Genomic DNA, 18,322 nt, shown 5'->3' with positions numbered 1-18,322 from the left:
TATTAATTATGTAAAAATACCTTATTGGTACTTTTTCCACACACTTTCAAACTGCTCTTCGTTAAAACCAAGTGTTACACTCGTTCCATCTGTTACAATTGGACGTTTAATTAACATGCCATCAGATGCTAAAAGCTCATACATTTCGTCTTCGCTTGCATCCTTTAACTTATCTTTTAAACCAAGTTCGCGGTAACGCATTCCACTTGTATTAAAGAATTTTTTTAATGGTAATTCACTTTTCTCATGTAAATTACGTAAATCTTCTTTTGACGGTGGATTTTCAACAATATGAATCATCTCATATGCTACATCGTTTGCCTCAAACCATTTCTTTGCTTTTTGACATGTGCCACATTTTGGATATGAATAAAATGTTACTGTCATAAATTCACCTACTTTTTTACTAACCTTTACCTTTATCATATAGAAAACATTTTATTATTTCAAACGATTATTCGCTAAACTTTTACTTATTTCGTGATAATTTTTAATAATCCTGCTAATTTTTCTTATTTTTCCGCCATTTATTAAGAAAAAATAAATATATAATTTTTTTAAAATTTTTTCTCATCCCACGCCGAACATATATCTTAAACAAACGTTTGATTAATTTCATATTTTTCTACCTCAACCTTTGGAATACGTAGATTCTTTTATACCGAACATATACCTTAAACAAACTTTTGATTAATTTCATGTTTTTCTACCCCAACCTTTGGAATACATGAATTCTTCCATACCGAACATACCTCTTAAACAAACGTTTATTTAAAAATAAAAAGAGCCCTTTTACAGGCTCCTTCATCATCGACTTAAATAGTCCGAAATTGTTTGAAATACTATGATATACATATTATGAATACTTTGATCGGAAACAGTATCATTATATAACCCCATACCCCAATACTGTCCTTCAGGGCTTCCCATGTTTACAAACCCTTGCGTATATATCATCGCTCTATCTCTTGGCGCATTGTCATAATCTAAATCTTTTTCAGTAAAAATCAAATATGGTCTATCCTTTAAACCGATAAAAAACACTGGTTTCTTTAATGATAAAAATAAGTCCGTATACTGTTCCTTTGATGCTTCTTGAAAATATTCTTTCATGACGAGAAAACCATCAACCTTTGCTGATTTCTCCTGCATCTCCTCTAACTTAACGTTTTCAAACTTTATATTTCTAAACGTATCTTTCGGCTTTTCACCAACAACTCCAATTACGAGTGCTCTCCCGTTGTATTCTAATTTCTCTCCTTCTTTATCCTTTGCACACCCAGTACTCACTAGGCATAACAATATAAAAACTAAGAAATAAAATGAACGCTTCATATAGCACCCTCCCCCTCTTTTTAGTCAAGTGACAAAAATGTAAGGTAAATTCAAGAAAATGTAAGTAAAATCGATAGCCCAATTGGATTTTCTATATTATAATCAATTGAATTTATTTACATTACTAAAACATAGGAGATTATCATGAAGAAATTTAAACTTTCATCTCTTCTTCCGTTAAGTTATATACTTCTACTCGTACTCGTAAGTCCCCTTTACGATGTATTAAATAAATCTACTGTTCACGCAGTAGATGTAACAACTGTAGTAGATGATTGGATTCCATTTGTGAAAGCATTTATTATTCCTTACTTACTTTGGTTTCCATACTTATACGGTGCACTTATTTATTACTGTTTTGCTGATCGAAAGCAATATTATGTCACTTTAAGTAGTGTAATTCTTGGAAAACTTGCTTGTTTTTCGATTTATTTTTTTTGGCAGACAACTGTACCACGCCCAACCGTCGTTGGAACAGACGTATTTTCCGAACTAGTCCGCTATATTTATAGTATTGATCATCCAGTAAACTGTTTCCCAAGCATTCATGTCCTTACGACATTTGTAATTATGTTAGCTGCCTTTAAGCGCAAGGAACAGCATACTTTGGAATATTACATCCTTACTTTCTTCGGTACGCTTATTATTTTATCAACATTATTTACGAAGCAGCATGCATTTGTAGACGCCATTTCTGGAATGACGCTCGCAAGCGTACTATACTTCGGTGTCCAGCTCTTATTAGCAAAAGAAACAGTAACAGTTCCAGTAAAACAAAATCATAAAATGTAAAAAAGCAGACTGTGTCTTCTCAGTCTGCTTTTATCTATTATTAAGGAGATTTTCAAATTAAGATTGCGGTACAGTCATATCACCAGAATGAATACGACCTGCTTTTTTAAGAGCAATGTACAGTATATAAGAAACAGCTACTGGAATGATGATATAAGTGATTACCATCGCTGGGACAACTTCCCACCCTTGGCTGGAAATTAAATTAATTGGTGCGATAAGAGAGCTTAATCCAAGACCTGCAATTTCTTTTCCTGCTTCCAGTTGGAAAATTAATGCTGATACTGGACCCACTATAGCACTGGCGACGACAGTTGGGATGAGAATCATTGGATTTTTAGTAATGTTCGGCAACTGTACTTTTGGAGTACAAAGTGCCTGAGCTAATATGCCACCTAAATTATTCTCTTTCGCTGAAATAACAGAGAATCCGATAAACTGAGCAACACATCCTGCAAGTGCTGCACCGCCTGCAACGCCGTCTAAGCTAAGTGCTATCGCTAACGCAGCTGATGAAGCTGGAGAGATAAGTAACAATCCCCAAACTACAGCAATCACGATAGAAGCGATAAACGGGCTACCAGCTGAACTATCTTTAATGAATGCTCCAACTGTATTTAAAACTGGGCTAATATTTTGAGCTAACCAAATACCGACTAAACCAGAACCTAATATTGCTGCAAATGGAACGAGCATCATATCTAAAGCAGTTTTTCCACTTAATCGTTTACCAATATAAACTGCTAAAGTCGCTGTTAATAATGCACCGATTGGTTCACCTGTTTTAATGATGAGACCAGCTTCAGTAATTGAAATTGAACCAGCTCCAATTGCTCCAGCTACCATCGCTGAGAAAATTACGAGTCCGTTTGCACCGAGCATAAAGGCAATCCCGGCTCCAATTGCTGGTGCCATAAGTGATTTTGCAACAACTCCGATTGTAATAAGTAATGGTATATCAACAATTCTTCCTATATTTTCGATCAGTAAACCAATTCCAAGGGATACGAAAATACCCTGTGCGATTCCGGCAGAAGCTTTAAACACACGAGACATTATATATTCCTTCATTTGTTTCACCTTCTCCTATAATTTAGTAACCAATTGTTTTCATATAATCGCGTAAAACATCGTTTGATTTTGCAAAGCGACTTTCTTCATCTTCTGATAAGTTTAGTTCTACCACTTCTCTTATACCATCTCTAGTAATAATTGCTGGTACTCCTGTACAAATATCGTATTCGCCATATTCACCATCTAAAATGGCTGAAACAGCGATAACACGGTGATCATCATTGAAAATTGAGCGCGCAATATAAGCTAAAGAATTTCCGATTCCGTAATAAGTAGTTCCTTTGCGCTTATAAATTTCCCATCCAGCTTTTGCAGTCTTCTCAACAATTTCATCTAAATCTATTTCACCAAATTGGTCTTTTTTCTCTTCTAAAATTTGTAAAATCGGCTTTCCACCAACAGTTACGTGAGACCAGGCAACCATTTGAGAATCACCATGTTCTCCTAATGAATACCCATGAATACTACGAGGGTCTACATGTAACATTTCAGATAAAATTGTTCTTAAGCGAGAAGAATCTAGTGATGTACCTGTACCAATCACACGATTTCTAGGTAATCCAGATAGCTTCCACACTTGATATGTAATAATGTCAACTGGGTTCGATGCGAGTAAGAAAATGCCATCAAATCCACTTTCCATTACGCCGCCAACAACACCCTCCATAATCTTAGCGCTGGCTCCTAAAGTGTCTAAACGACTTTGTCCAGGCTTCGGCGCTGGTCCTGCTGTAATAATGACAATGTCCATATCTTTGCAGTCTTCATAACTTCCTGCATATACTTTTGTTCTTGTATTTGTAAAGTTAATGCAATGTGATAAGTCCATCGCTTCTCCAACTGCACGTTCATGATTTATATCAATTAACAATAGCTCTTCGCAAATCCCTTGGTTTACAATGGAATACGCACAGCTTGATCCAACTAATCCAGTACCGATAATTGCAATTTTTCTTGTGTTTCTATTCATAGCAATCTCTCCTAATTGATCATGTAGTCTATTTCTTTCGTTCTTTACACCCCTAATTATAGAGGTTCTCACGATAGAAACCATGGATACTTTGTGAAATGTTGAGCAAAGTTTTTGTCCTTTTTGTGAATTGTCATATTACATTTTCGTCATATTTGTTACAACCGGAAAAATATTTTTTATGTATTTATTGACATATACCAAACAAAAAAACGAGCGAATCCATTCGCTCGTTTTTTTCATCACACTATTCCGCACTTAATTGACTTTTCAATTGCTGCACAATCATTGGATTAGCAGGTGCTGCCGGCTTATAATAACTTTTTTGCTTTGCATATTCATACATATTACGTTGACGGGATTCATCTTGATTACGAATTTGAATTAACGTTTGATGTAACTGTTCATTATCAGACTGAGAAATATAATTTGCATAACTTGTTAAACTTGAATTTAACCCTGCTAAATAATCATTTACCATATCTTTTTCATTCATTTCTCTTTTCCCCCTATCCTAAAAAAGTCATTAATTGCTGTTTCGTATTTCGTGCATCTTGTGCATCCTTTTGTAGCATTTGCTTTAGCTGTGGGTCTGTACAAGCCTGTGCATACTGGTCCAATTTGTTAATAATCGTCGCATGACCACCAATTAAATGACGTAAGTTTTCAACTTCAAGCTCTGTTAAGTTTTGCATAAAATACTCCTACCTTTCTTTGTTCATTCACCATTTATTATTTGATTCTTTTTAAATCATATTCATAAAAAAAAGACATCTAGAAATACCACTAGAATGTCTTATAAACACTCAAAAAAATTATGATCCGAATCCAAGCCAAGACCCTTTCGTATTTATGTTTTTCAACTTCGTATTAGCGATATATACATTTCTAAAGCCTACAAAATAATATCATCTAGCAAAAAAGAGCCTCAAAATTTTTTGAGGCTCTTTCTCATTAAATTCCTTTCCGCTTCTTCAATCGCTTTCTGCATTTGCACTAACGGATCTTTAATCATCTTCCCATGCCCCGTCGCCAATATAGACGGCTTATACTCCAGCAATTTCTGAGCGCTTGTTAATGAAACTTCTGCATCCCAAGTACCAAACATAGGAAACGGAAAAAGCCACTTCAATTGCCCCGCTACCGCTATCCCGCCCCTCGTTTGAAATGCATCTCCAACAATTAGTGCATCGTTCCTCGTATCTAAAAACGCCATTGAACCTGGTGTATGACCTGGAGTCTCAATCGCTAAAAGAGAACCAATCTGATCACCCTCTTGAAGAAGAATATCTGGAATCGTCTTTATCTTTTTGGACACACCCACTTTTATCGGTGTGTTTCGTTCTCCATTTTGCAGTGCCATATCTCCTTCAAGTAAATGAGCATCTCTTTTAGAAATATAAACCGTAACATCCGGCAGCTCTTGTTTTATCGCATCAAGTGCTCCTATATGGTCATCATGCGCATGTGTAATAACGATATTCGTAATCGGTTTCCCTATTTTTCGAGCCGCTTCTAAAATCTTCTTTGCACAAAATGGTAAAGCAGCATCAATTAAAGTTAATCCTGTTTCTTCTTCGACAAAGTAACAGTTAATTGGAAAGAGACGCGGTAAAAATGCGAGCTGATGAACTGTTCCTACTCTTATTAACTTCATCTCCTTTACCTCCATTAAAAAAATCCGTTTACAAATACATATGTAAAACAGCCCTTCTCAAGAATCCATCGATAAAAAAACCAGCAGCCAACAGGCCACTGGTTCTCTCTTATCTATTAAACTGTATAACGCTCATCTTCTAAAATTTTCGCAGCAATTTCACGTTTCTTCGGAATTACATTAAGTGGTGTGTGGCGAGTTAATTTGCGTAATGATGATAACATCATGCGCAGCATGTCGCCATTTTCAACTGCGATAAGTGTTTCTTTCGCATCTGCTTCGATTTCGTTGAATGCTTCTTGGCAGAATACTTCAGTGTATAACACTTTTTGTTTATTCTTTTCAAGACCAGTTGTTTTAATTGCTTTTTCTGTACGAAGAAGAGCTGATTCCATTGCGTAAAGATTGCTTACGATGTCAGCGATATTCACAAGAATTTCTTGCTCTTTATCTAATGCTTTACCGTATTTTTGAGCAGCTAATCCAGCTACCATTAAGCCGATTTTCTTCGCGTTCTTTACTAAATATTTTTGAAGTGCTAATGGCTCATCGCCTACTTCTTCTGGCATCATCATCATTAACTCTTCTTGTAATTTTTGTGCTTTTTGTAGTAATGGTAATTCACCTTTCATCGCTTTACGTAAGAACGTACCTGGTACGATTAGGCGGTTAATTTCGTTCGTGCCTTCGAAAATACGGTTAATACGAGAATCGCGGTACATTCTTTCAATCTCGTACTCTGCCATAAATCCGTAACCACCGTGAATTTGAACACCTTCATCTACTGTATAATCTAACACTTCAGAACCGAATACTTTATTTAAAGAGCACTCGATTGCATATTCAGCGATAGAAGCTGCTACTGCTTTACCGTCCTTTACTTCTTCTTCAGATAATGTGCTCATGCGGCTTTCGAATAAACCTACTGTACGATATACAGAGCTTTCAGCTGCATATGTTTTCGCTGCCATATTCGCAAGTTTCTCTTGAATTAATGGGAAGCGAGCGATTGGTTGTTTGAATTGTTGACGTTGATTTGCATATTGTGCTGAAATTTCTACTGCACGTTTCGCAGATCCAACTGTACCAACACCTAATTTATAACGACCGATATTTAAAATGTTGAACGCGATAATATGACCTTTACCGATTTCACCAAGTAAGTTTTCTTTCGGTACTAATGCATCTTCTAAAATTAACGTACGAGTTGAAGAACATTTAATACCCATTTTCTTTTCTTCTGGGCTTGTAGATACGCCAGCATATTCTTTCTCTACGATAAATGCTGAGAAGTGCTCTCCATCAATTTTTGCGTATACGATAAATACGTCAGCGAATGCAGAGTTTGTAATCCATTGCTTTTCACCATTTAATACGTAATGTGTACCTTCTGCATTTAAACGTGCCGTTGTTTTTGCACCTAATGCGTCAGATCCTGAACCTGGCTCTGTTAATGCGTATGCAGCTAATTTTTCACCAGTTGCAAGTAATGGTAAATACTTTTTCTTTTGCTCTTCGTTACCGAATAATACGATTGGTAATGATCCGATACCTACGTGAGCACCGTGAGTAATTGCAAAACCACCAGCGCGAGAGAATTTCTCTGCGATTAACGCTGAGCTTACTTTATCAAGACCAATTCCGCCATACTCTTCTGGTACGTCAGCGCCTAATAAACCAAGTTCCCCAGCTTCTTTTAAAAGACGAACAGAACGATCAAACTCATGTTGCTCTAAATATTCAAGCTCTGGAAGAACTTCATTTACGATAAAGTCCTCTGTCGTTTTTGCAATCATTTTATGCTCAGATGAAAAATCCTCTGGCGTAAACACTTGATCAATCGTAATCTCCTCTACTAAAAAGCTACCGCCTTTAACCGCATTTCCTACTGTTTTTTCCATGAAAATTTCCTCCTTCATATTTTCATAAGCCGCTTTTCTCATTTTGAAAGAAGCTGGCTCTCATTTTTTTTATAAACCTTTGTTGCTTCCATTCTTTGCTTTAGCGTCCTCTTGTTCTGAGCGAGCCGCCTACGCTTTTTTTATAATCCAGTTCCAGCGGCTAGAACAGTCGGTCGTTTCCCCCTTCCTGTGAGGCAAAAAGCGCCTCTTCGTCAGGGCTTCCAACGCCCTCCTGTTCTGAGCAAGCCACCTGCACTTTTTTTATAATCCAGTTCCAGCGACTAGAATGTTCGATGGCTTCGCTTCTTCCTACGAGGCAAACAGCGCCTCTTCGTCTGAAGCTCCATCCCCCTCACATTCTGAGCGAGCCGCTTCCACTTTTTTTATAGTAATTCAAACACTCCCGCTGCTCCCATTCCGCCGCCGATACACATTGTTACGATACCGAATTGTTGGTTGCGACGTTTCATTTCGTGAATAAGAGATAGTGTTAGTTTTGCTCCTGTACAGCCAAGTGGATGTCCAAGTGCGATTGCACCGCCGTTTACGTTTACTTTTTCTTCATCTAAACCAAGTTCACGAATAACTTGGATAGATTGAGAAGCAAATGCTTCATTTAGTTCAAATAGACCGATATCAGATAGCTCTAAACCAGCTAATTTTAACGCTTTCGGAATTGCAGCAATTGGGCCGATTCCCATTACTTCTGGTGGTACTCCAGCTACTGCGAATGAACGGAATTTTGCAAGTGGCTTCATGCCATCGCTCACTGCTTTTTCACGATCCATTAATAGTACAGATGCTGCACCGTCACTCATTTGTGAAGAGTTACCAGCCGTTACAGAACCGCGAACGTTAAATGCTGGACGTAATTTACCTAAAATGTCTAGCGTCGTCTCTGCTCTTACACCTTCGTCTTGTGCGAAAATGATTGTTTCTTCTTGCAGTTTGTTGTTTGATCCAACCGAGCGTAACGTCACATCTACAGATACTGTTTCATCCGCAAAGTTCCCTGCAGCTAATGCTTTCGCAGCACGTTGATGACTTCTTACTGCAAATGCATCTTGTTCTTCACGAGAAATTCCATATTTCACAGCAACTTGCTCTGCTGTATGCCCCATACCCATATAATATTCTGGTGCTGCTTCTACAAGGCGACTATTCGGACGAACAACGTGTCCCATCATTGGAACTAAACTCATTGATTCCGCTCCGCCTGATAATACAGCTTCAGAGTGACCAAGCATAATGCGCTCTGCTCCGTAAGCGATACTTTGTAAACCTGAAGAACAGTAACGGTTAATTGTAATAGCTGGAACATCGTAAGAAAGTCCTGCTAGCCCGCCGATATTACGAGCCATATTTAAACCTTGCTCTGCTTCTGGCATCGCACAACCGAAAATTAAATCATCGATTGGTCCTTCATAATTCGCACGCTTTAACGTTTCTTTTACTACTAACGCCCCTAAATCGTCAGGACGAACTGTTTTTAATGAACCCCTCTTTGCTTTTCCAATTGGTGTTCTTGCTCCCGCAACAATGACAGCTTCTCTCATGAACGATATCTCCCCTCGTTATTAGTTACGTAATGGTTTTCCTTTTACAAGCATGTGCTGCATTCTTGCTTGTGATTTCATCTCACTTACTAAGCTAATAAATGCTTCACGTTCTACATCTAATAAATACTGCTCATCAACTTCTGTTCCGTACGGCACTTTTCCGCCCGCAATGACATATGCCAGTTTCTTCGCAATGTGCAGATCATGTTCAGAAATGTAACCTGATAAATGCATTGCCTCTGCACCAAGTACAAGCGCTGCATATCCTGTCTCACCAACAACTGGTATCTTTTTGCGGATAGGTGCTTTATAACCTGCTTCATATAAAGAAAGTGCTTTTTGTTTCGCATCATATAGTAAGTGATCACCATTCACACTAATACCGTCTTTATCGCCTAAGAAGTTGTTCGATATAGCTTCTTGTGCTGATGTAGAAACTTTCGCCATCGCTACAGATTCGAATACTTTATTCGCAACTTTTTGTAAGTCGAATTCTACACCGTTTGCCATTTTGTTTAAGTGTTTAATGTATAACTCTTTGTTACCGCCTCCGCCAGGGATTAAGCCAACACCTACTTCTACTAAGCCCATATATGTTTCGCTAGAAGCTTGAATACTCGCTGCTGGTAAACAAACTTCTGTACCGCCGCCAAGCGTCATACCATATGGCGCCGCTACAACTGGCTTAGAAGAGTACTTAATTTTCGTCATTGCATCTTGGAAGTTTTTCACAACCCACTCAATTTCAAAGTAGTTGTCGTCTTGTGCTTCCATTAAGATCATTGCAAGGTTCGCACCAACGCAGAAGTTCTTCGATTGGTTTCCGATAACAAGACCTTTATAATTTTTCTCTACTTCATCAACAGCGTAGTTAATCATTTGCGTAATATCCATACCGATTGCATTGCTCTTCGAATGGAATTCTAAGCAAAGGATACCATCGCCTAAATCGATTAAGCTCGCTCCGCTATTTTTCTTTAATACGCCATTTTTCGCTTTTAATTGTTTAAGAGAAATTGCCTTTTTATTACGTTCGATTAGCTTATATTCGCCATTATCGTAATAGTAGCTATCTCCGTTATCGTGTTTGTAGAAAGTAGTGAAACCTTTCTCTAACATTTCTTTCACCCAAGTCGGAACAACTACGCCGTTTTCTTCCATCTTTTGAACGGACTTTTCAACGCCGATTGCATCCCAAACTTCAAATGGCCCTTGCTCCCAGCCGAAGCCCCACTTCATCGCTTGGTCAATTGCAACGATATCGTCAGCAATTTCTTTATGAAGTTTTGCAGAGTATAAAAGAGTTGGTGTGATGATGTTCCATAACAACTCTCCTGCGCGGTCTTTCGCGTATACAAGCGCTTTCAATTTATTCGATAAACCTTTTTCTTGTTTACTTAACTCGATAGATGCAGCTTTTAATTTCTTGCGAGCTTCGTATTCCATCGTTTCAGGATTTAGTTCTAAAATTTCTTTTCCTTGTTTTAAGAAGAAGCCTTGACCTGTTTTGCTTCCAAGCCATTTTTTATCAAGCATGTCATGCATGAAAGCAGGTACTTTAAATACATCGCGCTCTTCTTCTTGTACATTTTCATATACGTTATTTGCAACGTGTACAAATGTATCTAAACCAACAACATCTAATGTACGGAACGTTGCGCTCTTCGGACGACCAATTAATGGACCTGTTACAGAGTCAACTTCTCCAATGCTATAGCCACGCTTAATCATTTCTTGAAGCGTTACAAGCAAGCCATACGTACCGATGCGGTTTCCAATAAAGTTTGGTGTGTCTTTTGCGATAACAACGCCTTTTCCAAGAACGTCTTCGCCAAATAGTTTCATGAAGCTTAATACTTGTGGATCAGTTTCTTTCGTCGGTATTACCTCTAGAAGTTTTAAATATCGTGGTGGGTTAAAAAAGTGTGTTCCTAAGAAGTGTTTCTGGAAGTCGTCTGAACGACCCTCTGCCATTTTTTCAACGGAAATGCCTGATGTATTTGAGCTCACAATTGAGCCTGGTTTACGAACAGCATCTACTTTTTCAAATAGTTTCTTCTTTATATCTAAGTTTTCAACTACTACTTCAATAATCCAATCTACATCAGCTAGACGCTCAAGATCATCTTCTAAGTTACCTGCTTCAATCAGTGCTAAATTTCCTTTCACTGTCAGAGGAGCTGGTTTTTGCTTTAATAGTTTTTGCACAGCCGTATTACTAAAACGATTTCTCACACTTTTATGTTCTAATGTAAGTCCCTTCGCCTCTTCTTCCTTCGTAAGCGCCGGTGGTACAATATCAAGCAATAATGTCGGAATACCAATATTAGCTAAGTGTGCCGCAATCCCTGAACCCATTACGCCTGAACCTAGAACAGCAGCCTTTTTAATTTGGAACATCCATTTCTCCCCCTATTCTTGAATGAATGCTCATTCAATTTTTCGACATAAGTCGCAATCAATGAGTGAGCCTCTACTAATAAATATATGATACAGTTTGAATTTTCGCAATATATTTATTGATAAAATTTTCTGAAATAAATATATTTCTTTCATTTGGCTATGCTATACATGTGTATTTTCTTCATCAAAATGCACTTTTCCTTTTTATAATCTGACGAAACTGGAGGAATATATATGGCAAAACTTAAGAAGAACCCTTCAAAAGCTGGAATTAGCGCAGCAAGTGTAACTGGAAATGCAGGTCCGCATAATCACGGTGTTGAAAAAGGGCGTCAAAGTAATAACCAACAATATAAGAAGCATAATATGGGCGAAAAATAACGGTATATTTTTGGGCAGAGAACGTGGCATAATGATTAATGGCTGCTTTTTCTGCCCAATTTATTTGTACATATGGAAAACAAAAGAGGGAACGACGATGAAACGAACAATAATTATGATTGTAATGATTGCCACACTATTTACAGGGATGATTTTCTTCTCTTATGCACAAAGGCAACAAGTTGTAAGAGCAGATCAGCCTAACATTACTGGGCAATACGGGATTACAATCGATGCAGACACAGGTGAAATTTTGTATGGAAAACGGGAAGATGAACGCTCTTATCCGGCTAGTATAGGGAAAATGATGACCACCTTACTCTTACTAGAAAATGTGAAAGAAGATGAAGAAATTACAGTTACAGAGAATGCGATTAAAACGGAAAGTCAAAGTAAGAAGATTAAGCTTCGCGCGGGTGAAAAATTAAAACGTGATGAGGCATTAAAACTTATGCTTATTATTAGTGCAGACCCAATCGCTGAGTCAATTGCAGAACATATCGCAGGATCAAAAAATGAGTTTGTGAAAATGATGAACGCTAGGGCGAAGGAACTTGGGACAAAACATGCGACTTTCAAAAACGCAAGCGGTGCTGATGCACTTGGAAATAAAGTATCACCATATGACATTGCTATTATTACGAAAGAAGCCTTGAAGTATCCGATCGTTTTAGAATATATGAATTCAATACATACAACACTACATACTTCAGAGCGTTCTCCGAAAATCGCAAACTATGGACGGGAAGAACTATATGATGATTCATATGCGATTGGAAGTAAAAGCGGTTTATCAGCACTCGGAAAATACACAGTCGTAACAGTTGATGAAAAAGACGGTAAACGCGTCATTAACGTCGTGTTATCTTCTACTCGTACGCAGCTATATCCTGATACGAAGAAAATGGCGCACTACGCATTTCAGCAATTAAAATAACCAAGGAGTATTTTCTCCTTGGTTATTTTTTGATCATACCTTTTAATACGAACGCAACGTTTGCTGGACGTTCTGCTAGACGGCGCATGAAATAGCCATACCAGTCGTTTCCATAAGGCACGTAAACGCGCATTTTGTAACCTTCTTTTACTAACTCAAGTTGACGCTCTGTACGAATACCAAATAACATTTGGAATTCAAATTGATCCCTTGGAATGTTGTGTTCTTCCGCAAGTTTTTTCGTATATTCAATAATCGCTTCGTCATGTGAAGCAATTGCAGTGTAATTTCCATTTAATAAGTGCATTTTAATAATTTTTTTATAATTGTCATCTACATCTTTCTTATCCGGGAACGCTACCTCTTCAGGTTCTTTATAAGCTCCTTTTACAAGACGTAAATTAGGACTATAAGCATTTAATTCTTCCATATCTTTTTCTGTACGATATAAGTAAGCTTGAATAACTGTACCAATATTATCGTATTCAGATTTTAATTGTTTAAAGATATCAATTGTTTTTCCGCAGCGCGTATAGTCTTCCATATCAATTGTAATAAACACACCGTTTTCTTTTCCAGCTTCTAAAATACGGCGCATATTGTTCATTACGATTTCATCAGAGATATCTAATCCCATAGAAGTCATCTTTAAAGAAAGCTGCGAATTAAGACCTTCTCTTCCAATTGCACGAATCGCTTCAATCGATTCGCTAGCCATTTCATTTGCTTCCGCTTCGTTATCAACGAATTCACCTAAATAATCGATCGTTACACAAAGACCTTGCTTATTTAATGCTTTAATTGCAGCTGTCGCTAATTCAATCGTTTCCCCTGCGACGAAGCGACCTGCACCAAAGCGTAAACCGTACTTTTTAGCCAGTTTTGTTAGCGCTTTATTTTTAGATAAGAAAAGAAACGAATTTCGCATTAATTGTTCCATGTAATTCACCCCTACGACTATAATTTATCTGTTTTTTACCCCTCTTCGAAATTATATCACTGTTTAAAATTATTTGATACAAATAATTATTTAGATAATTTATAAAATACTATCAAAACATTTAAAACTCTATATTCTCGTTTGTAAATATGAAGAAACTATTTTTCGACATTCAGAAAAAACGGGTTTACTAGGGAAAAAATGAGCATGCCGAAAATATTCGACATGCTCACAAAACCATTTATATTTCATGTAAATTATATAAGGATATTAATAACAAAAACTTGAGGTAACATTATCTCAAGCCTTCTTCCTTCTCATTCCGCTTCTCATCATTCAGCTTTTTAATATTCGTAATTAACTGTACCATCTCTTCTTTTGCATCTGGATACGTCTCATTCCAATGTTTCACTAAAGCTGGCATCGTCTTAGCCATATAAGAATAAAGTGCCCATTTCTGTACCTGCTCTTTTCGCTCTTCGTTGCTCTCTCCAAGTAATAGTTCCGTGTATTTCTCTAGCAAGCCATCAAATTGCTCATTAAACTTTTCACTCATCTTATTTTCCTCCTATATGAAAAAAGCAGCGAAGATCGCTGCTTTTTCTTATAATTTTGATTGAACAGAGTTTAATTTCTTCTCCATCGTACTTACTTTATCACGGCGATCATCGATACGAATTGTTGTCGCAACGCGCTGTGCACCTTTCGTATATGGCACTTCATGCATTTGTTGAATGACTTCTAAAATGACAGGAAGATCTCCTTCAATTACTGTATTCATCGGTGTTAATTGATACTTCACGCGATCAGCATTTTTCTCTAGTACCTTTTGTACTTCTGCTACATATTCACTAACACTTGGATTACCTGTTCCTACTGGAATAATCGATACATCAACAATTGCCATAATAATCTTCCTCCTATAACTACTTTTTATATATCCATTGTCTATTTTACCGAAATCCTCATCATTTTACTAATACATTACTCTTCTACTTTAAACTGCTCAATCAATCTTTCTAAGTCTCTCATATTCTCTGTCAAACTTTCCATCGTGTGAGCAACTTTCTCTAGATGATTAACCTGTGACTCAGTCGCTGCATTTACCTCTTCAGAAACAGCTGCACTTTCTTGACTCGTACCAGCGATTGTTTGCATAACATCTGTAATTTCTTCTTGCTCGTGACCTATATTCTGCACTTCTGCTACAATCTTCTCTACTGAAGCACTAATTGTACTTACGACTGACATGATTGTGCGGAATTCTGTCTCCGCCTCTGTCGTAACTTTATTTTGTATATCCGCAATATCTTTGAACTTACTTACAACTTCTACAACTCGCTTTACTTCTAATTGTACATCACCAATCATCGTTGCAATCTCTCCGGTTGCCTCTTTTGATTGTTCAGCTAAATTTCGAACCTCTTCAGCAACAACCGCAAATCCCTTACCTTGTTCACCTGCACGTGCTGCTTCAATCGAAGCATTTAAAGCAAGTAAATTTGTTTGATCCGAAATACCTTTTATAAGCTCTACTACATTTTGAATCGATCCAACTCTTTGCTCTAACTTACCAGACGCTTCCTCTGTATGAACAATGATAGAAGATGATTGTCCTCTCGTACGAACTAAATTCCGCATCGTATTTAACCCTTGTTTAGATGCTTCCTCTGCTTTGCCGGTCACTCCCTTTATTTCACCAACAGAACTATTCATCTGTTCCATCGACTGTGCCATATTTTCAAGTTGTGCTGAAACTTCATCTACACTATTAGCAAGAGTAGACGCGCCTCCGCTCACATCATCCATTGCACCTGAAACTTCTCTACTAGCTGCTACAGTTTCATTCGTTAAATAATGCAGATTGTGAGTCGATTGTTGCACTGTCGATACACTATTTTTAATTTTACTTACCATTTCATTCATTTGCTCAACCATATGATTAAAGTGAGTCGTAAGCATACCAACCTCATCTTTACTGGTCACCTTCATTTGTAGCGTTAAATCACCTTCCGCTACTTTTTGAACGTGATTTGTTAATAGTTGTAATGGTCTTGCTAATCTTCTTGAGAATAAATATGAAGCTAATATTCCAATTAATAAACTTATACATGCCATTATAATAACTGTATTTCTTGTTTCTACGAGTAAGTTATCAATTGACTCTTTCGGATATACAATCCCAATTTTCCATTTCATCTTATCAAACAATTGACTATAGGCTACTACATCTTTTCCACCTAATGTCGCCGCCGCAAATTTCGTTTCATCTTTATTTAAACTTTTAACAAGTGGTTCTTTCGAAACATCTTTTCCTACTTTCTCCGGGTACACAATGGCAATATTTTTATCATTTATAACAAACATTTCTCCGCCATTATTATATTGAATATTATGGAGTAGCTTTTGAATCGTTCCTAGTGATACATCCATTGCTACAACACCTAACACAGAACCATCTTGTCCGACAATGGCTTTTGAAACTCCAATACTTAACTTACCCGTCGCGATTTCATATTGTGGCTCTCCCCAAATAGTCGATTCTGTAGCTGCTTCTGACGCTTTATACCAAGGGCGACTCGTCGGATCATATCCTTCTGGAACTGTCCCACCATCTGCAAGATTTGCACTCAACGTTTTTTTATCTTTCGTCCCAATGTAGACATCTAAAATATCAGGATGATTCTTTTCAAACCTTGAAAATTCCTTTAAAATAAAACTCTCCTCTTCTGGAGTAACCCCATCTTGTAGCATGTTTTGAATATCATCATGAGATCCATAATGACCCATATCTTCTTCAATTCGCTGTATAAATGCAGTTAACTGCTCTGACACAAGATCCATCGTATTTTCAGAATACTGGTCTAAGGAGTGCGTTTCTTTCTCTTTTTGCAATTGATACATAGCTGTACCTAATATTACAAACATCATAGAAATAAGTACCGAAAATACTACTGCAATTTTTAAACGTAAACTTCTCAACATATTCCCTCAAGCATCCCCTTCTCGGTAAAATTCAATCGTATTAATCACTATATTAAGTATAATAGATAAATCAGAAAGCTCAATCCATATAGTTTAAAAAATTGAAATTTATTCTCATTTCAATCAACTTACTTGTTATCTCAACACTTGTGTAAAAACAAATAGTTCATTATCCTTAACATATAATCTCATTCGTTCGGAGGGAACTATGCTACAAAAATTCGGTTTCTCACAATATGAAAGCCAAGCTTATGAAGTTGTCGTATCAAGCAATGACCCATTAGATGCAACAACTATCGTTAAACATTCAGGTGTTCCAAAAGCAAAAATATACGAAGTGTTAGCACGACTCATTGATAAAGGGATGGTAATGGATTCTGTTTCTGAAAAGAAAAAATTGTATACAGCATTACCACTCAAGCTAGCAATTGAAAAGTTAACGACAGAATTCCAATCTAATATTAAAGAACTTGAAAATAATATTTCTAAAAAATCATTTACAGATGACCGCGTTTGGAGTTTAAAAATGCAGTCTTCTATTAAAGTACAAAGTAGGCAACTTATAGAAGATGCGAAAGAATCCATACGCATCTCCGCATGGAACGATACCCTTTTAGAATATCTTCCTTTACTAGAACAAAAAGAAAAACAAGGCGTCCAAGTCGAGTCCCTCATAGTTGGAAAAGTGGAAACTGACTTAGAAAACATGCATTTTTTAATCCCAGCTCAAGAACCTAACGCATTAGAGCGTTATTTACTACTCATCATTGACGATAGTGAAATTTTATTTGCTGGTGTAGAGCAAGAATCATGGCAAGCGATGAAAACAATGTCACAACCTTTCGTGAAGTTCTTTACGGAGTTCTTCTATCATGACGTTGCACTTGCGAAGATTACAGAGAAGCACCATGATCTCTTTATGCAGGATGAGGAAATTAAGGAATTGTTGATGAAGTTGAGGTATTAACAAATCCCAAAATCGATTCTACCATTTGAATAGATAATATAATTTTTTATACAAAAAAAGCTGTACCAAACGGAGTTTTACATACTCATTTGGTACAGCTCTTTTTTACGCTTTCGCTAATTCAATTTTATGTAGTTGGTTTTTCGGATGGTTTTGATTTGTAAATACAGAACGTTCATTTCACGACTTCTTTTGCTCCTTTATCTCCATCAAAAGCTCAATAATCTTCTCATTTTGCTCTACTTGTTTCTCAGAATTTTGATAGATGAAACGAATCCATCTAAATACAAAAATAATAAGAAATAATGGGACTAAAGAAATTAGAAAACCAATAATTGAAAAATTGGACTCCATATACTATCACCTCGCTATATACTCCCTTCTCCATTTCTCTACTAACCCCTGCAATTTTTTACACAAA

General features: G+C 37.0%; 19 protein-coding genes. 4 read left to right on the top strand and 15 right to left on the bottom strand.

Going from position 1 to position 18,322, the window contains the following annotated elements; translation table 11 throughout:
- Positions 1-21: 21 nt before the first annotated feature.
- Both MR066_RS16265 and MR066_RS16260 read right to left on the bottom strand, forming a co-directional pair.
- Entirely contained in the window at positions 22-387 is a 366-nt protein-coding gene (locus MR066_RS16265; protein WP_002129756.1) for an arsenate reductase family protein, read from the bottom strand.
- Positions 388-807: 420 nt separating this feature from the next.
- Positions 808-1,335: a hypothetical protein gene (locus MR066_RS16260; RefSeq protein ID WP_242247736.1), complete on the bottom strand. Its 528-nt coding sequence runs from the start codon at positions 1,333-1,335 to the stop codon at positions 808-810.
- A 144-nt stretch (positions 1,336-1,479) separates the two neighbouring features.
- On the opposite strand from MR066_RS16260, the gene MR066_RS16255 reads away from it, so the two are divergent.
- The gene (locus tag MR066_RS16255) at positions 1,480-2,127 is read left to right on the top strand and encodes a phosphatase PAP2 family protein (protein WP_016102225.1); all 648 of its coding nucleotides are present in this window, start codon (positions 1,480-1,482) and stop codon (positions 2,125-2,127) included.
- 57 nt (positions 2,128-2,184) lie between these two features.
- Here MR066_RS16255 and MR066_RS16250 read toward each other — a convergent pair whose 3' ends face one another.
- From MR066_RS16250 to MR066_RS16215, 8 genes are all read right to left on the bottom strand, one after another.
- Positions 2,185-3,198: a PTS sugar transporter subunit IIC gene (locus MR066_RS16250; RefSeq protein ID WP_002143642.1), complete on the bottom strand. Its 1,014-nt coding sequence runs from the start codon at positions 3,196-3,198 to the stop codon at positions 2,185-2,187.
- Positions 3,199-3,220: 22 nt separating this feature from the next.
- Positions 3,221-4,171, bottom strand: a complete 951-nt coding sequence (locus MR066_RS16245) for an L-lactate dehydrogenase (protein WP_033713146.1) — start codon at positions 4,169-4,171, stop codon at positions 3,221-3,223.
- A gap of 247 nt (positions 4,172-4,418) precedes the next feature.
- The gene (locus MR066_RS16240; protein WP_002034620.1) at positions 4,419-4,667 is read right to left on the bottom strand and encodes a spore coat protein; all 249 of its coding nucleotides are present in this window, start codon (positions 4,665-4,667) and stop codon (positions 4,419-4,421) included.
- A 13-nt stretch (positions 4,668-4,680) separates the two neighbouring features.
- A complete protein-coding gene (locus MR066_RS16235) occupies positions 4,681-4,866 on the bottom strand; it encodes a hypothetical protein (protein ID WP_001180550.1) in 186 nt (61 codons plus the stop codon).
- Between the two features lie 233 nt (positions 4,867-5,099).
- On the bottom strand, positions 5,100-5,828 hold the full coding sequence (locus MR066_RS16230) for an MBL fold metallo-hydrolase (protein ID WP_242247735.1): 729 nt from the start codon (positions 5,826-5,828) through the stop codon (positions 5,100-5,102).
- Between the two features lie 116 nt (positions 5,829-5,944).
- Positions 5,945-7,729: an acyl-CoA dehydrogenase family protein gene (locus tag MR066_RS16225; protein WP_002145035.1), complete on the bottom strand. Its 1,785-nt coding sequence runs from the start codon at positions 7,727-7,729 to the stop codon at positions 5,945-5,947.
- Positions 7,730-8,112: 383 nt separating this feature from the next.
- Entirely contained in the window at positions 8,113-9,285 is a 1,173-nt protein-coding gene (locus tag MR066_RS16220; RefSeq protein WP_001206332.1) for an acetyl-CoA C-acetyltransferase, read from the bottom strand.
- A 21-nt stretch (positions 9,286-9,306) separates the two neighbouring features.
- Positions 9,307-11,688: a 3-hydroxyacyl-CoA dehydrogenase/enoyl-CoA hydratase family protein gene (locus MR066_RS16215; protein ID WP_242247734.1), complete on the bottom strand. Its 2,382-nt coding sequence runs from the start codon at positions 11,686-11,688 to the stop codon at positions 9,307-9,309.
- A 237-nt stretch (positions 11,689-11,925) separates the two neighbouring features.
- On the opposite strand from MR066_RS16215, the gene MR066_RS16210 reads away from it, so the two are divergent.
- On the top strand, positions 11,926-12,072 hold the full coding sequence (locus MR066_RS16210; RefSeq protein ID WP_002034611.1) for a YuzL family protein: 147 nt from the start codon (positions 11,926-11,928) through the stop codon (positions 12,070-12,072).
- Between the two features lie 97 nt (positions 12,073-12,169).
- Positions 12,170-13,009 carry a D-alanyl-D-alanine carboxypeptidase family protein gene (locus tag MR066_RS16205; RefSeq protein ID WP_002143652.1) on the top strand — a complete coding sequence of 280 codons (840 nt, stop codon included), beginning with the start codon at positions 12,170-12,172 and terminating at the stop codon, positions 13,007-13,009.
- Positions 13,010-13,031: 22 nt separating this feature from the next.
- Here the strand turns inward: MR066_RS16205 and MR066_RS16200 are convergent, their stop codons facing one another.
- The 4 genes from MR066_RS16200 to MR066_RS27485 form a co-directional block, all read right to left on the bottom strand.
- Positions 13,032-13,949 (bottom strand): proline dehydrogenase family protein, encoded by a 918-nt coding sequence (locus MR066_RS16200; RefSeq protein ID WP_002034609.1) that lies wholly within the window; start codon positions 13,947-13,949, stop codon positions 13,032-13,034.
- A gap of 295 nt (positions 13,950-14,244) precedes the next feature.
- Entirely contained in the window at positions 14,245-14,505 is a 261-nt protein-coding gene (locus MR066_RS16195) for a YusU family protein (RefSeq protein WP_242247733.1), read from the bottom strand.
- Positions 14,506-14,553: 48 nt separating this feature from the next.
- Complete coding sequence (locus MR066_RS16190; RefSeq protein WP_002089423.1) at positions 14,554-14,856, bottom strand: MTH1187 family thiamine-binding protein; 303 nt, start codon at positions 14,854-14,856, stop codon at positions 14,554-14,556.
- 77 nt (positions 14,857-14,933) lie between these two features.
- Positions 14,934-16,934: a methyl-accepting chemotaxis protein gene (locus MR066_RS27485; RefSeq protein WP_242247726.1), complete on the bottom strand. Its 2,001-nt coding sequence runs from the start codon at positions 16,932-16,934 to the stop codon at positions 14,934-14,936.
- A 208-nt stretch (positions 16,935-17,142) separates the two neighbouring features.
- On the opposite strand from MR066_RS27485, the gene MR066_RS16180 reads away from it, so the two are divergent.
- On the top strand, positions 17,143-17,901 hold the full coding sequence (locus MR066_RS16180) for a TrmB family transcriptional regulator (RefSeq protein ID WP_113938650.1): 759 nt from the start codon (positions 17,143-17,145) through the stop codon (positions 17,899-17,901).
- A 180-nt stretch (positions 17,902-18,081) separates the two neighbouring features.
- Here the strand turns inward: MR066_RS16180 and MR066_RS16175 are convergent, their stop codons facing one another.
- Entirely contained in the window at positions 18,082-18,255 is a 174-nt protein-coding gene (locus MR066_RS16175; protein WP_002034605.1) for a hypothetical protein, read from the bottom strand.
- Positions 18,256-18,322 lie beyond the last annotated feature (67 nt).

The organism is Bacillus cereus group sp. BfR-BA-01523 (assembly GCF_022662615.1).
Taxonomy (GTDB): domain Bacteria; phylum Bacillota; class Bacilli; order Bacillales; family Bacillaceae_G; genus Bacillus_A; species Bacillus_A mycoides.
Note: the sequence above shows the minus strand (reverse complement) of the source record. Positions and strands in the feature narration are given on the sequence as shown.